Origin of the sequence: Roseateles microcysteis, from assembly GCF_036880965.1 — a bacterium.
Taxonomy (GTDB): Bacteria; Pseudomonadota; Gammaproteobacteria; order Burkholderiales; family Burkholderiaceae_C; genus JAUASW01.
In genome coordinates this window covers 37907-50677 of sequence record NZ_JBAJMV010000005.1, presented here as the reverse complement: position 1 = coordinate 50677, position 12771 = coordinate 37907, and the positions used below count along the sequence as shown (strand labels likewise).

Annotated in this window: 10 protein-coding genes; 9 read left to right on the top strand and 1 reads right to left on the bottom strand. The window is 66.8% G+C overall.

Annotated elements, in window-relative coordinates; all coding sequences use genetic code 11:
- The first annotated feature begins 3 nt into the window (after positions 1-3).
- The 7 genes from V3596_RS14645 (at position 4) to V3596_RS14615 (ending at position 9585) form a co-directional block, all read left to right on the top strand.
- Positions 4-828, top strand: coding sequence for a substrate-binding periplasmic protein (locus tag V3596_RS14645; protein WP_334278515.1), 825 nt, complete (start codon positions 4-6; stop codon positions 826-828).
- Between the two features lie 30 nt (positions 829-858).
- On the top strand, positions 859-1266 hold the full coding sequence (locus tag V3596_RS14640; protein WP_334278514.1) for a DUF2946 domain-containing protein: 408 nt from the start codon (positions 859-861) through the stop codon (positions 1264-1266).
- Positions 1267-1339: 73 nt separating this feature from the next.
- Positions 1340-3784 carry a TonB-dependent receptor gene (locus V3596_RS14635; RefSeq protein ID WP_334278513.1) on the top strand — a complete coding sequence of 815 codons (2445 nt, stop codon included), beginning with the start codon at positions 1340-1342 and terminating at the stop codon, positions 3782-3784.
- Between the two features lie 8 nt (positions 3785-3792).
- Positions 3793-4305, top strand: coding sequence for a YcnI family copper-binding membrane protein (locus V3596_RS14630; RefSeq protein ID WP_334278512.1), 513 nt, complete (start codon positions 3793-3795; stop codon positions 4303-4305).
- Between the two features lie 30 nt (positions 4306-4335).
- Entirely contained in the window at positions 4336-5157 is an 822-nt protein-coding gene (locus V3596_RS14625) for an urease accessory protein UreD (RefSeq protein WP_334278511.1), read from the top strand.
- Positions 5158-5185: 28 nt separating this feature from the next.
- Positions 5186-7312: a prolyl oligopeptidase family serine peptidase gene (locus V3596_RS14620; protein WP_334278510.1), complete on the top strand. Its 2127-nt coding sequence runs from the start codon at positions 5186-5188 to the stop codon at positions 7310-7312.
- A 575-nt stretch (positions 7313-7887) separates the two neighbouring features.
- Positions 7888-9585 carry an MFS transporter gene (locus V3596_RS14615; protein ID WP_334278509.1) on the top strand — a complete coding sequence of 566 codons (1698 nt, stop codon included), beginning with the start codon at positions 7888-7890 and terminating at the stop codon, positions 9583-9585.
- Positions 9586-9592: 7 nt separating this feature from the next.
- Here V3596_RS14615 and V3596_RS14610 read toward each other — a convergent pair whose 3' ends face one another.
- Entirely contained in the window at positions 9593-10813 is a 1221-nt protein-coding gene (locus tag V3596_RS14610) for a class I SAM-dependent methyltransferase (protein WP_334278507.1), read from the bottom strand.
- A gap of 78 nt (positions 10814-10891) precedes the next feature.
- Between V3596_RS14610 and V3596_RS14605 the strand changes: the two genes are divergently transcribed.
- Together V3596_RS14605 and V3596_RS14600 are read left to right on the top strand one after the other, a co-directional pair.
- The gene (locus V3596_RS14605) at positions 10892-11875 is read left to right on the top strand and encodes a formylglycine-generating enzyme family protein (protein WP_334278506.1); all 984 of its coding nucleotides are present in this window, start codon (positions 10892-10894) and stop codon (positions 11873-11875) included.
- A 63-nt stretch (positions 11876-11938) separates the two neighbouring features.
- A complete protein-coding gene (locus V3596_RS14600; RefSeq protein ID WP_334278505.1) occupies positions 11939-12745 on the top strand; it encodes a class I SAM-dependent methyltransferase in 807 nt (268 codons plus the stop codon).
- Positions 12746-12771 lie beyond the last annotated feature (26 nt).

Here is a 12771-nt window from a genome sequence, read left to right as displayed (position 1 = left end):
ACCATGAGCTCGCCCGCCAACGAAGCCAGCCCGACCCGCCGCGCCCTGCTGGCTGCCGCCGGCCTGTGGCTCGGCTTGCCGGCAGCGCGCGCGTCGCTGCCGCCGCTCCAGCTCCTCAGCTACTACGACTACCCGCCCTTCGTCACCGGCCCGGGGCAGGGCCTGACCTTCGATCTGACGGAATGGCTGAAGCTGCATATCGGCAACGTCGCGGCCGAGCTATTGCCTCGCCGCCGAGTCGATGTCTTGGCATCGCAGCCCGGTTGGGCCGGCGTGGTGCCCTGGGTGGCGCCCAGCTGGTTTCCCAGTGCGCCGCAGCAGCCCTATGTCTGGAGCGAGCCGCTGATGAACGACGAAGATCTGGTGCTCAGTCGCAAGAGCAAGCCGGTGGCGTTCGAGGGCGTCCAGTCGCTGCGCGGTCTGACGCTGGGTGGCGTGTTCGGCCATGTCTACCGCGACACCGACCCCATGACGGAGCGCGGCGAGTTGCGCCGGATCGATGCTTTCACCCAGGAGGCCAATCTGCGCATGCTTCTGCTGGGCCGGGTTGACGCCATCTTTCTGTCGCGCAGCGGCCTGGGTTGGTGGCGCCAGCGGATTGCCGATTTCGACAAGCAGATCGAGATCGCAGCCCTGCCACGATTGCGCTTCCAGCGCCATCTGATGATTTCGACGCAATTGCCGGCCGAGCAGCGTCAGGCCTTGCTCGAGGGCGTGGTCAAACTGCGTGCCTCACCCGAGTGGCGCGACATGCTGCAGCGCTACGAAATCAGGCTCGCCGACCAGGAGCCTTTGCGCCTGGCACCGCGGACCCTGGCCAGCGCCTGAAGCCCAAGTGGCATCGGTAGAATCCCTGCCGTGCACTTCGCAACCCGTCGCCCCCCTCTTGCAAGCCTGCGCTGGCTGGTCGTCCTGACCTTCTGGCTGGGAGCGATTGCGCCGGCGATGTCGATGGCCCTGGCCGCCCAGCGCGGAGAGCTGGCGCCCTGGGCGCAGCTCTGCCGCTCCAGCCTGGTATCGCCCCGCGCACTGGCGGGCGAGTTCGGGCAGGCGCCGAGCGACGACCAGGCCACGCATGCAATGTTCAAGCATTGCAGCTTCTGCAGCCTGCACCAGCAAGACCTGGCCCTGCCGCCACCGGCAGCGCCCGCCCTGGCCTTGATCCAAGGCCTGCGCTTCGGCCCGCCGGAGCGCTTCTTCAGCGCAGACCGCACGGCCCATGCCTGGCGGCTCGCGGCCGCCCGGGCACCTCCCGCTTCGATCTGAGCCTCGCTGCACCAGCCTGCCGCCTTCTGCGTGGCCGGCTGCGCCATCTCGATCGAACCGGAAGTGTTCCGCCATGCCACACAAGAATTTCAAGTTGGGCGCCCTGCCCTTTGCCGTCCTGAGCTGCCTGCTCCTTTTGACCACCCCAGCCCGCGCCTGCGATGAATGCGGCGAGGGGGACGAAGACGCCCCTGCGAAGCAGCAACAGCAAGCGCAGCAGACCACCGCCCCGACGCGCAACAAGCTCGGCCTGGTGCAGGTCAAGGGGCAGGCCCCGACCTCCCTGCCCACCAATATCCCGACCACGCTGGAAGGCATCAAGCGCGCCGACCTCGAGCGCTCCATCAACGCCACGGACTCCGAAGACGCCCTCAAGTACCTGCCCAGCCTCCTGGTGCGCAAGCGCTACATCGGCGACTACAACCACGCCGTGCTGTCCACCCGCGCCTCGGGCACCGGCAACAGCGCCCGCTCGCTGGTGTTCGCCGACGGCATCCAGCTGTCCAACCTGCTGGGCAATGGCGCCAGCTTCACACCGCGCTGGGGCCTGGTGACGCCCGAGGAAATCGAGCGCGTGGACGTGCTGTACGGCCCCTTTTCGGCCGCCTACTCGGGCAATGCGGTCGGCGCCGTCGTCGACTACCAGACCCGCATGCCGCAGGCCTTCGAGGCCCACGTGAAGCTCAACCTGGCAAAGCAGCCGAATGACCTGTACGGCGCGCGGCGCGACTTCGATGCCAAGCAGATCAGCGCCTCGCTGGGGGATCGGAGCGGCGCCTTCAGCTGGTGGATCAATGTCAACCGCCTGCAAAGCAATGGCCAGCCCCTGACCTTCCCGACCAGGCTGGCCAGTTCCGGCGCGGCCGCCGGCACTGGCGCCGTGAGCGTGACCGGGGCCGTGCTGGACAAGAACCGCAGCAACGTCGACTGGTACCTGCTCGGCACCGCCACCGAGTACGACACGACTCAGAACCATGCCAAGCTCAAGCTGGCCTACGACATCACGCCCGAGCTACGCGCCAGCTATGTGCTCGGCTACTGGGGCAATGCCTCGGACGGCAGCTCGCGCAGCTATCTGCGCGACGCCAGCGGCAACGCCGTGACGAACCGCTACAGCGGCGACATCAGCCAGGCCGTGCTGATCGACGGCAAGCGCTACACCCTGGCGGCATCGGACTTCGCCCAGAGCCACGAAGACCTGGGCCACACCATGCAGGCCTTCAGCCTGAAGAGCCGCAGCGGCGGTGCCTTCGACTACGAGCTGGCCGCGAGCAAGTACGACTACGGCACCGACCTCGCCCGCGCCTACGCGCCGACAGCCAAGGCCCAGCCCGAAGCCGGCCGCATCACCGACCAGAACGGCACCGGCTGGACCACGCTGGCAGCCAAGGGCGTCTGGCGCTCGGATCGGCACAGCGTCGACTTCGGCGCCTCGCAGGAGGACTACCAACTCAGCACGCGGGTCAACCTGACGAACGACTGGCTGAACGGCGCGGCCAGCGCCTTCAGCTCGCGCTTCGCAGGCGAGACGCGCACCCAGGCCTTGTTTGCCCAGGATGCGATCCTGCTGGGGTCGGCCTGGCGCACGGTGCTGGGTCTGCGCGCCGAGCATTGGACGGCACGCGACGGCATCACCGAGAGCGCCTTCACCGGCACCGCCGACCGAGGCAGCTGCAGCACGGCCAGCCAGCGCTGCTCGCTGGTCCATCCGCAACGCAGTGCCAACTACCTCAGCCCCAAGGCCGCACTGGCCTACCAGCTGAGCGACGACTGGGTGCTCAAGGCCAGCACCGGCCGGGCGATCCGCTTCCCGACCGTGAGCGAGCTCTACCAGGGTGGCGTCAATGCCTCGGGTCAGGCGATCAACAACAACCCGGACCTGAAGCCCGAGCGCAGCTGGACCAGCGAACTCTCGGCCGAGTGGAGCATCGGCGCCGGTGCGCGCGCCAGCTCGCTGCGCGCCACGCTGTTCAACGAGGACAGCCGTGACGCCCTGTACTCGCAGCTGAATACGGCCACCAACGCCAATACCGTGCAGAACATCAAGCGCATCCGCACGAACGGTATCGAGCTGGCCTACAGCACAACCGGCGGCTGGACCGAAGCGCTGCTCAAGGGCCTGTCGCTGCTGGGCAGCCTGACCTTTGCCGACTCCAAGATCCTCGCCAACGACGGCTTCGTTGCCGTGGCTGGCGACACCATCGGCAAGCAGCAGCCGCGCGTGCCCCGCTGGCGTGCCACGGTGCTCGCCACGTGGCAGGCCACGCCCGACCTGTCGCTGAGCTATGGCGCTCGCTACAGCGGCCCGCAGTTCAGCACGCTGGACAACAGCGACCCGAACGGCTTTGCCTACCAGGCCGCCAGCAAGTACTTTACGACCGACCTGCGCGCGCAGTGGAAGCTCAACAAGCAGTTCACGCTGTCGGGCGGCATCGACAACCTGAACAACTACCAGTACTGGAACTTCCATCCCTATCCGCAGCGGACCTTCCATGCGGAACTGAGGTTTGACCTGTGAGGCGCCCCATGAAAAAACTAGTTCTGACAGGCACATTGCTTCTTGCCAGCGCGGCCCAGGCCCACATCACGCTGGAGCAGCGCGAGGCCGAAGCCGGCAGCACCTACAAGGCGGTGTTCAAGGTGGGGCACGGCTGCGATGGCTCGGCGACGCGCCAGATCACGGTCACGCTGCCAGCCGGCTTCAAGGGTGCCAAGCCCGTGCCCAAGGCCGGCTGGCGCCTGAGCCTGCGCATGGAGAAGCTGGCTCAACCCTACGAGAGCCATGGCAAGCCGGTGACCGAGGGCCTGGCCGAGGTCTCGTGGACAGCCAACACGGACGCCGACTGGCTGCAGGACGCCTGGTACGACGAGTTCGTCCTGCGCGGCACGCTGCCGCCAGAAGCCGGCCCGCTGTGGTTCAAGGTCCGGCAAACCTGCGTGCAGGGCGAGTCGAACTGGGCCGAAATGCCGCCCGAGGGAACGTCGACACGGGGCCTGAAGACACCGGCAGCCCTGCTGCTCGTGACGCCAAGGAAGTAGCGCGAGCATGGTCCTTGCTAAGCTGACTCCATGGCTTGGCAAGGACATCTCTCGCTCGACTACCGCCTGGGGGCCCAAGGCGGCACCACCGCACTGGACCGTCACGAAGGCCCCTTGCGGGTCTTGCAACGGCTCTACCCGGAGGGGCCGGCGATCTGCCACCACGTGCTGGTGCATCCGCCCGGCGGCATCGTCGGCGGCGACCAGCTGGAGATCGAGGCCAACCTGGCCGAGGGCACCCATGCCTTGATCACCACGCCGGGCGCCACGCGCTTCTATCGCAGCGCGGGTCAGCCGGCAACGCAGAGCCTGCGCGCGCGCCTGGCGCCCGGCGCCAGACTGGAATGGCTGCCGCTGGAAACCCTGGTCTACAACGGCGCGCTGGCCGAGAACCGGCTGTCATTCGATCTGGCAGCAGGCGCCGAAATGATGGGCTGGGACCTGCTGGCCCTGGGACTGCCTGCCGCCGACCAGGCTTTCCAGCGCGGCCACTACCAGCAGCATCTGGAGATTCCAGGCCGCTGGCTGGAGCGCGGCCGCATTGCGGCGGACGACGCGCTCCTCCTGAATTCCAGGCTGGGGCTCGATGGCCACAAGGCCATGGGCACGCTGTGGTTCGCCGCTGGCTCGGCCCTGCCGCGCGAGCGGCGCGAAGCCTTCATCGACGCCGCCCGCGCCATCACCAGCGCCTACCCGGTCGGCGTCACGGCGCCCGAGGACGGTCTGATCGTCCTGCGCATGGTGGCCCCCCGAGTCGAGCCTGTCTTTGGTCATATGTCGGAAGTCTGGGCACAATGGCGCGCGCTTGCCTGGGGCCTGGCGGACAGCCGCCCGCGGGTCTGGCGCACCTGACGAAGATTCCCCTCGAGGAGACATGCCAATGAAGAACACCGTTGCTGCCCTGGGCCTGATCGCCCTCGCCGCCAGCATCTCGGCCCAGACGCTCAGCTATCCGCAGACGCGCAAGGTCGATCATCACGACACGTACCACGGCCAGCGCGTGGCCGACCCGTACCGCTGGCTGGAAGACGACAACAGCGCCGACACCAAGGCCTGGGTCAAGGCCCAGAACGCGGTGACGGACAAGTTCCTCGAGGCGATGCCGCAGCGCCTGCCCACGCGCAAGCTCTACACCGAGCTCTACAACTACGAGAAGTTCGGCATTCCCTTCAAGGAGGGCGGCCGCTATTTCTGGACCCGCAACGACGGCCTGCAGCAGCAAAGCGTCTACTACACGGCCGCCAAGCTCGGCGACAAGCCCACCGTGGCGCTCGACCCGAATCAGCTGTCCAAGGACGGCACCGTCGCGCTCTCGGGCTTCGTGCCCTCGCCGGACGGCAAGCTCGTCGCCTACGGCATCGCCGCCTCGGGCTCCGACTGGCAGACGTGGAAGCTGCGCGACCTGGCCTCGGGCAAGGACCTGGCCGACCAGATCGACTGGGTGAAGTTCTCCAGTGCCAGCTGGACACCGGACGGCAAGGGTTTCTTCTATTCGCGCTACGACGCTCCGGCACCTGGCGTGGCCCTGACCGGCGCCAACTACTTCCAGAAGCTCTACTACCACCGCATCGGCACGCCGCAGTCGGCCGACCAGCTGGTGTTCGAGAACAAGGATGACAAGCAATGGGGCTTTGGCGCCGAAGTCAGCGATGACGGCAGCCTCGTCTACCTGGGCATCTGGAAGGGTGCCGGCAGCAAGAACGCCTTGGCCGTGCTGCCGCTGAACAAGGGCAGCTATGTTGCCGGCAGCAAGGTCCAGATCATCGACCAGAGCTTCGATGCGCAATACCAGGCCGTGGGCAACGACGGCAACATGGTCTTCGTCAAGACCGACAACGGCGCCTCGCGCGGCCGCCTGATCGCCATCGACCTGAAGAAGCCGGAACGCGCTAACTGGAAGACGCTGATTGCCGAGACGGCCGACACCATGACCAGCGCGCATGCCGTGGGCGGCCGCTTCCTGATGGGCTATCTGCGCGACGCTTCGACGCTCGTCAAGGTGCACGGCCGCGACGGCAGCTTCATCCGCGACGTGCAACTGCCCGGCGTTGGCAGCGGCGCCGGCTTTGGCGGCAAGTGGACGGACACCGAGACCTTCTTCAGCTACACCAGCCTGACCACGCCGACGGAAGTCTGGCGCTATGACGTGGCCACCGGCCAGGCCTCGGTGTTCCAGAAGCCCAAGACGCCCTTCGAGGCCGAGCAGTTTGAGACCCGCCGCGAGTTCATCACCAGCAAGGACGGCACCAAGCTGCCCATCTTCATCGCCCACAAGAAGGGCCTGAAGCTGGACGGCAACAACCCGACGGTGCTGTACGGCTATGGCGGCTTCAACTCGCCGATGACGCCCACCTACGGCATCACCGCAGCCACCTGGATGAAGATGGGCGGCGTCTACGTGATCGCCTCGATCCGCGGCGGCAGCGAGTATGGCGAGTCCTGGCACGAGGCCGGCACCAAGCTGAAGAAGCAGAACGTGTTCGACGACTTCATCGCCTCGGCCGAATGGCTGATCGCCAAGAAGTACACCCAGCCCTCCAAGCTGGCCGTGAACGGCGGCAGCAATGGCGGCCTGCTGGTCGGCGCGGTGGTGAACCAGCGCCCCGAGCTGTTCGGCGCCGCGGTGCCGCAAGTGGGCGTGATGGACATGCTGCGCTTCCACAAGTTCACCATCGGCTGGGCCTGGACCGGCGACTACGGTTCTAGCGAAGACCCGACCGAGTTCAAGGCGCTCCTGGCCTACTCGCCGCTGCACAACGTGACCTCGATGCGCAACTACCCGGCCATCATGGTCACCACCGGTGACCACGACGACCGCGTCGTGCCCGCGCACAGCTTCAAGTACACCGCCGCCCTGCAGGCCGCAGACACCGGCAGCGCACCGAAGCTGATCCGCATCGAGACGGCCGCCGGCCACGGCGCCGGCAAGCCCACCTCGAAGATCATCGAGGAGCGCGCCGACATGCTGGCCTTCTTCGCCAACACCTTCAAGCTGGACATCAAGTGAACTGACTTGGCGACGGCCTCTTAAAGCCCGATAAGCCGGGCTTTAGCAAAGCGGTTAATTGAACTGTTTTAGAGGCCATCAATAAAAGCTGGGCAGAGCGGCGTTCTTCGCCGCTTTGTCGCATCAAGACCGCGCGAAGATGTCTCCCATGCCAGCACAGCACACCATCTTTATCGCCCGCCTCCAGGCACCCCGGTTCGCCCTGAACCGGGCGCGAACTTGACGGTCGCTGCAACCGGCACTCTCCCACAGTTGTTCATCAACGGCGCCCAGGCCGCGAGCTGCTAGCGGCTTGCTCTGCCCTGCGCTGTCACGGCGACGCACGCCGCGGCCCCATGCCCGAGCCTCCCGGCCTGCGGCGTCCTAGGGCGGCAAGCGCGCTCTTGAAGGCGGATCTCGAAAGGGGTCCGCCTTTTTCTCTTTCATTCCCTGGCCCATCTAGAGTCCCCGCTCCCTCATCCAGGCGACATGGCAGGGAATCACCTGCCCGGCAGCCTTGACCGCGCTGTCGATAATCCCGGCACTGCAAATTTCCGGTTCGCCGCTGCGTTCGCGCTGTGGTGGCCCCTCTTCCGATGCGACTCCCCAATCTGCTGGCCACCAGCCGCGGCCGCCTGGCCGCCTTCTGTGCGCTCTATGTGACCGAGGGCATTCCCCTGGGCTTTGCGGCCACCGCCGTGGCCACGCAGTTGCGCCGCATGGGCGTGGGGCCGGCCGAGATCGGCCTGTTCGTCGCCTCGTTCTACCTGCCCTGGGCGTTCAAGTGGGCATTCGGCCCCTTCATCGACGTGTTCCGCTCGCAGCGCCTGGGCCACCGCCGGGGCTGGATCCTTGGCACCCAGATCATGATGGCGCTGACCTTGCTGTCGCTGGTGTTGGTGCCGCTGCCCGACGGGCTGTGGCTGTTCACCACCATCCTGCTGGTTCACAACTCCTTTGGGGCCATGCAGGACGTGGCCATCGATGCGCTGGCCTGCAATACCTTGCGCGAGGACGAGCGTGGCCTGGCCAATGGCCTGATGTTTGCCGGCGCGGCAGTGGGCCAGGCCATCGGCGGCGGCGGTGTGCTGTTCCTGATGAGCGTGACCGGCTTTCAGGGCAGCTTCATCTTCGTGGCGGGCGTGATCCTGGCGGTCACCACCTTCATCGTGCTGCCCATGAAGGAAGCCGTGGTGGCCAATGCCGCCAGCCAGGCCGCCGGATCGCTGCGCGAGGCGGGCGCCGAGATGAAGAAGTTCGCGGTCGACTCGTTCCGCTCCTTCATCGGCACCAAGGGCGCGTTCTCGGGCGTGTTCTTCGCGCTGCTGCCGGCCGGCGCCATGTCGCTGGGCCTGGCCCTCCAGTCCAATCTGGCCGTCGAACTTGGCATGGATGATGATCAGGTCGGCGCGCTGAGCCTGGTATCGATGATCGTCTCCGCCGCCTGCATGGTGCTGGGCGGCTATCTGTCGGACCGACTGGGCCGCCGCCCCACGCTGTTCGTCTACCTGCTGGGCATGAGCCCGCCGGTGTTCTACCTGATGTGGGTGCTGCACAGCCATGGCTATGTGATGCCGCGCGCACCGGGCAGCCATGCGGTCGAGCCGGCACTGGTGACGGCACTCTGGATCGCCTCCATCTGGTACAGCGTGTTCCAGGGCCTGATGTACGGCACCCGCTCGGCCATCTTCATGGACGTGACCAACCCACGCGTGGCGGCCACGCAGTTCACCGCCTACATGGCGATGATGAACCTGGCGATTGCCATCGCCGCCAGCTGGCAGGGCATTGCCGTGGAAGCCTGGGGCTATCCGATCACCCTGCTGGTGGACGGGATCACCGGCGTGCTGTGCCTGCTGCTGTTGCCCGCCTTGAAGAAGTCCAGCGTGGTCAGCGACGCACTGGCCGTGGGCCGGGCGCGCAAGTCGGCACTGGTGCTGGGCATCTGCTGCCTGCTCTGGATTCCCTACTGGGCCAACCACGACATGCTGGGCAAGGCCCAGCCCATCATGGGCACCTTCTACACGCTGGTGTTCGTGGCTTCGGCCTTGTTCCTGCTGGCCGGCCGTGAGGTGCTGGGTGAGGCGGCAGGCTTCTGGCGCCGCGCCGCGCTCTGGACCGCCCCGCTCTTGCTGGCCATGCATGCCCGCTACCAGCTGGGCAAGCTGGGCCCGGTGGACGCGGTCGCCAACGTGCTGGTCTATCTGATCCCGCTCGTCGGCGGCATCGTGCTGCTGGGCCTGGCTTCGCGCAGCTGGCAGCAACTGGATGCGGCGGAGCCGGCTTCGGCTTGAGGCCTGATCAAGCCGCGCAGAGCAGTTCCTGCAAGGCCTGCTGGCGGATGCCGTAGAAGGCCTTGATCGCCTCGATCTGCGCCAGCACTTCCTGGCGCCTGGCCTCTGGTTGAACCCCGGGCTTCTTGATGGCCAGGATCATCTTGTTCTTGCTGGTGTGCTCCAGCGCCACGAACTCGAACACCTGGGTCTCGTAGCCCTCGGCCTCCAGCAGCAGCGCCCTCAATGAGTCGGTCACCATCTCGGCTTCCTGGCCCAGGTGGATGCCGTGCTGCAGCATCGGCCGCAAGGTGGCTGGCAGCGTCATCTGCGGCCGCAACTGCTTGTGGCAGCAGGGTGAGCACATGATGATCTGCGCCCCGGCGCGCAAGCCCAGATGGATGGCGAAATCGGTGGCGATGTCGCAGGCATGCAGGGCGATCATCACGTCCAGGCGCTTGGGCGTGTAGGAGCGCACATCGCCCTGGTCGAAGCGCAGGCCGGTGAGGCCGTGCCGCTGGGCCGCGCCGCGGCACAGGGCCACCATGTCGTCGCGCAGCTCCACGCCCACCACCTGCGCGTCCTTGCCCTGGCGGCGCAGCCAGTCGTGCATCGCAAACGTGAGGTAGCCCTTGCCGGAGCCGAAGTCGGCCACATGAACGTCGGGGCTGTCGGCCAGCGTGGAGTTGTTGAACGCGGCCGAGAAGATCTCGATGAAGCGGTTGATCTGCTTCCACTTGCGCGCCATGGCCGGCACCAGCTGGCGCTCGCCCCTGACCTCGTGCGTCAGCGACAGATCGGTCCAGAACGGGCTTTCGATCGAGAGCAGGCGTCGCTTCTCGCGGTCATGCGCGTCGCCTTCGGCCGGCGCCGCAGCGGCCTCGACCTTGCCGACACGGATCGTGGGCCGGCCCTTGCGGCTGAAGGCGAGCTGCACTTCCTGATTGCCAGCGAGCAGATGGGCGTTGTGGAACTCCGTACCCAGTTGGCCGACCACGAGGCGCAGCGCTTCAGGCACCGGATGGTTCTTTGTGATGTCCTTGGTCTGGTGCCGCCAGAGGAAGGAGAGCTGGCGCTCGCCGCGCAATTGCACCTCGCGCACCATCAGGCGCTGCAGGGTCTTGTCTTCGCCCACCGGCTTGCTGAGCAGCAGCTTGGCGAACGTGCCATCGGCCAGCGAAGTCTCCAGCAGGCGCATGAAGCGCTGCAAGGCATCGGGGGCGTCGTTGGCGAGCAGGTGGCTGAACATCGGGAAGGGGCTCGGCAGGCAGAGGCGCTAGTGATAAGCCCCGATTCTCGGTGATCGCCCCGGCCCTAGCATCGGCGCATGAAAACGTTCCTCGGCCTGACGGCCTTTCTGCTGGCCTCGGCCAGCATCGCCCAAGTGCAGCACAACACGCTGAGCATGAGCTTCGTCAAGATACCGGCGGGCGAGTTCCTGATGGGCAGTGACGAGAAGCCCGAGACGATGGCGCGCGACTATCCGCAGCTGCCACGCGAGCGCTTCGAACTCCTGCAGGACGAAGGCCCGGTGCACAGGGTGCGCATCACCAAGGCCTTCTGGATGGGCCGCCATGAAGTGACTGTGGGCCAGTTCCGCCGCTTCATCCAGGCCTCGGGCTATGTGCCTGAATCCGAGGCCGATGGCACCGGCGGCTATGGCTGGCGGGCCGACTACGACCCGTCCAAGACGCGCCGCGGCGATGCCTTCGAGGGCCGGGACAAGCGCTACTCCTGGCGCAACCCCGGCTTTCAGCAGGGCGACGATCATCCGGTGGTCAACATCACCTGGAACGACGCCCAGGCCCTGGCCGACTGGCTCACCAAGACCGAAGGCCGGCGCTACCGCCTGCCCACCGAAGCCGAGTGGGAATATGCGGCCCGTGCTGGCACCCGCAGCCGCTATCACTCGGGCGACGACCCGGCCTCGCTCCTGAAGGCGGCCAACATCTTTGACGCCGACAGTGCCCGTCACTGGCCGCATTGGCAGGCGATGGCCCTGGCCGGCCACGACGGCTTTGCCTTCACCGCGCCGGTGGGCCGCTTCGCTCCCAATGCCTGGGGCCTGCATGACATGCATGGCAATGCCTGGGAATGGGTGTCGGACTGGCATGCTGACGACTACTACAAGAACTCCCCGGTGGACGACCCCCAAGGCCCGCCCGACGGCGGCGTGAAGGTGCGGCGCGGCGGCTCCTGGCACACCTGGGCCTTCTATGCCCGCTCCAGCTACCGCAACTGGAACGCACCCGATACCCGCTACACCCTGGTCGGCATGCGCCTGGTGCGAGAAGCCCTGCCCGGTGAATGACCTCCAGCAGGGCTTTGGCAGCAGCGCCATACTCCACGCCTTCTCTCACTCGGAGCTCATGCAATGAAGACCTGGATCTGTGCCGCGCTGTCGGCAGTTGCGATGCTTGGCACGGCGCAAGCCGACGAAGCCTTGAAGGCGGCCATCGCCGGCTCGCACCGCTCAGCCACCAACAGTGCCCGCGACAGCGCGCGCCATCCCTATGAAACCCTGAGCTTCTTTGGCATCAAGCCCGACCAGACGGTGGTCGAGCTGGCACCGGGTGGCGGCTGGTACACCGAGATCCTGGCGCCCTATCTGCGCGACAAGGGGCAGCTCATTCTTGGCGCGGGCGTGGTGCCCACGGCCCCGGCCAATGCCCTGGCCGGTGTCGAGCGCCTGAAGGCCCGCCTGGCGGCCAAGCCCGAGCTCTACGACAAGACCCGCATCGGCACCTTCGATGTGGCGCGGGGCGACACCAGCCTGGCGCCCGCCGGCAGCGTGGACCTGGTGCTGACCTTCCGCAACATCCACAACTGGATGGCCATGGGCGACGACAAGGTCACCCTCGTGTTCAAGGGCGCCTTCGATGCGCTGAAGAAGGGTGGCGTGTTCGGCGTCGTCGAGCACCGCCTGCCGGCCAACAAGGCCCAGGATGCCAAGGCACCGAGCGGCTACATGAGCACGGCCTACGTGATCAAGGCGGCCGAGAGCGTGGGCTTCAAGCTCGCCGCCAGCAGCGAGATCAATGCCAACCCCAAGGACAAGGCCGACCATGAAGGCGGCGTCTGGGCCCTGCCGCCGACCTTCACCAACAAGGACAAGGACCGCGAAAAGTACGCGGCCATCGGCGAGAGCGACCGCATGACGCTCAAGTTCGTGAAGCCTTGAGGCGCTCGGCGCCGGCCCAGGGGCCT

What these genes read in the sequence shown, in the direction of transcription:
- V3596_RS14605 (WP_334278506.1), top strand. Translation starts at nt 10,892, where the DNA reads ATGAAAACGTTCCTCGGCCTGACGGCCTTTCTGCTGGCCTCGGCCAGC.
- V3596_RS14635 (WP_334278513.1), top strand. Translation starts at nt 1,340, where the DNA reads ATGCCACACAAGAATTTCAAGTTGGGCGCCCTGCCCTTTGCCGTCCTG.
- V3596_RS14645 (WP_334278515.1), top strand. Translation starts at nt 4, where the DNA reads ATGAGCTCGCCCGCCAACGAAGCCAGCCCGACCCGCCGCGCCCTGCTG.
- V3596_RS14615 (WP_334278509.1), top strand. Translation starts at nt 7,888, where the DNA reads ATGCGACTCCCCAATCTGCTGGCCACCAGCCGCGGCCGCCTGGCCGCC.
- V3596_RS14600 (WP_334278505.1), top strand. Translation starts at nt 11,939, where the DNA reads ATGAAGACCTGGATCTGTGCCGCGCTGTCGGCAGTTGCGATGCTTGGC.
- V3596_RS14610 (WP_334278507.1), bottom strand. Translation starts at nt 10,813, where the DNA reads ATGTTCAGCCACCTGCTCGCCAACGACGCCCCCGATGCCTTGCAGCGC.
- V3596_RS14630 (WP_334278512.1), top strand. Translation starts at nt 3,793, where the DNA reads ATGAAAAAACTAGTTCTGACAGGCACATTGCTTCTTGCCAGCGCGGCC.
- V3596_RS14625 (WP_334278511.1), top strand. Translation starts at nt 4,336, where the DNA reads ATGGCTTGGCAAGGACATCTCTCGCTCGACTACCGCCTGGGGGCCCAA.
- V3596_RS14620 (WP_334278510.1), top strand. Translation starts at nt 5,186, where the DNA reads ATGAAGAACACCGTTGCTGCCCTGGGCCTGATCGCCCTCGCCGCCAGC.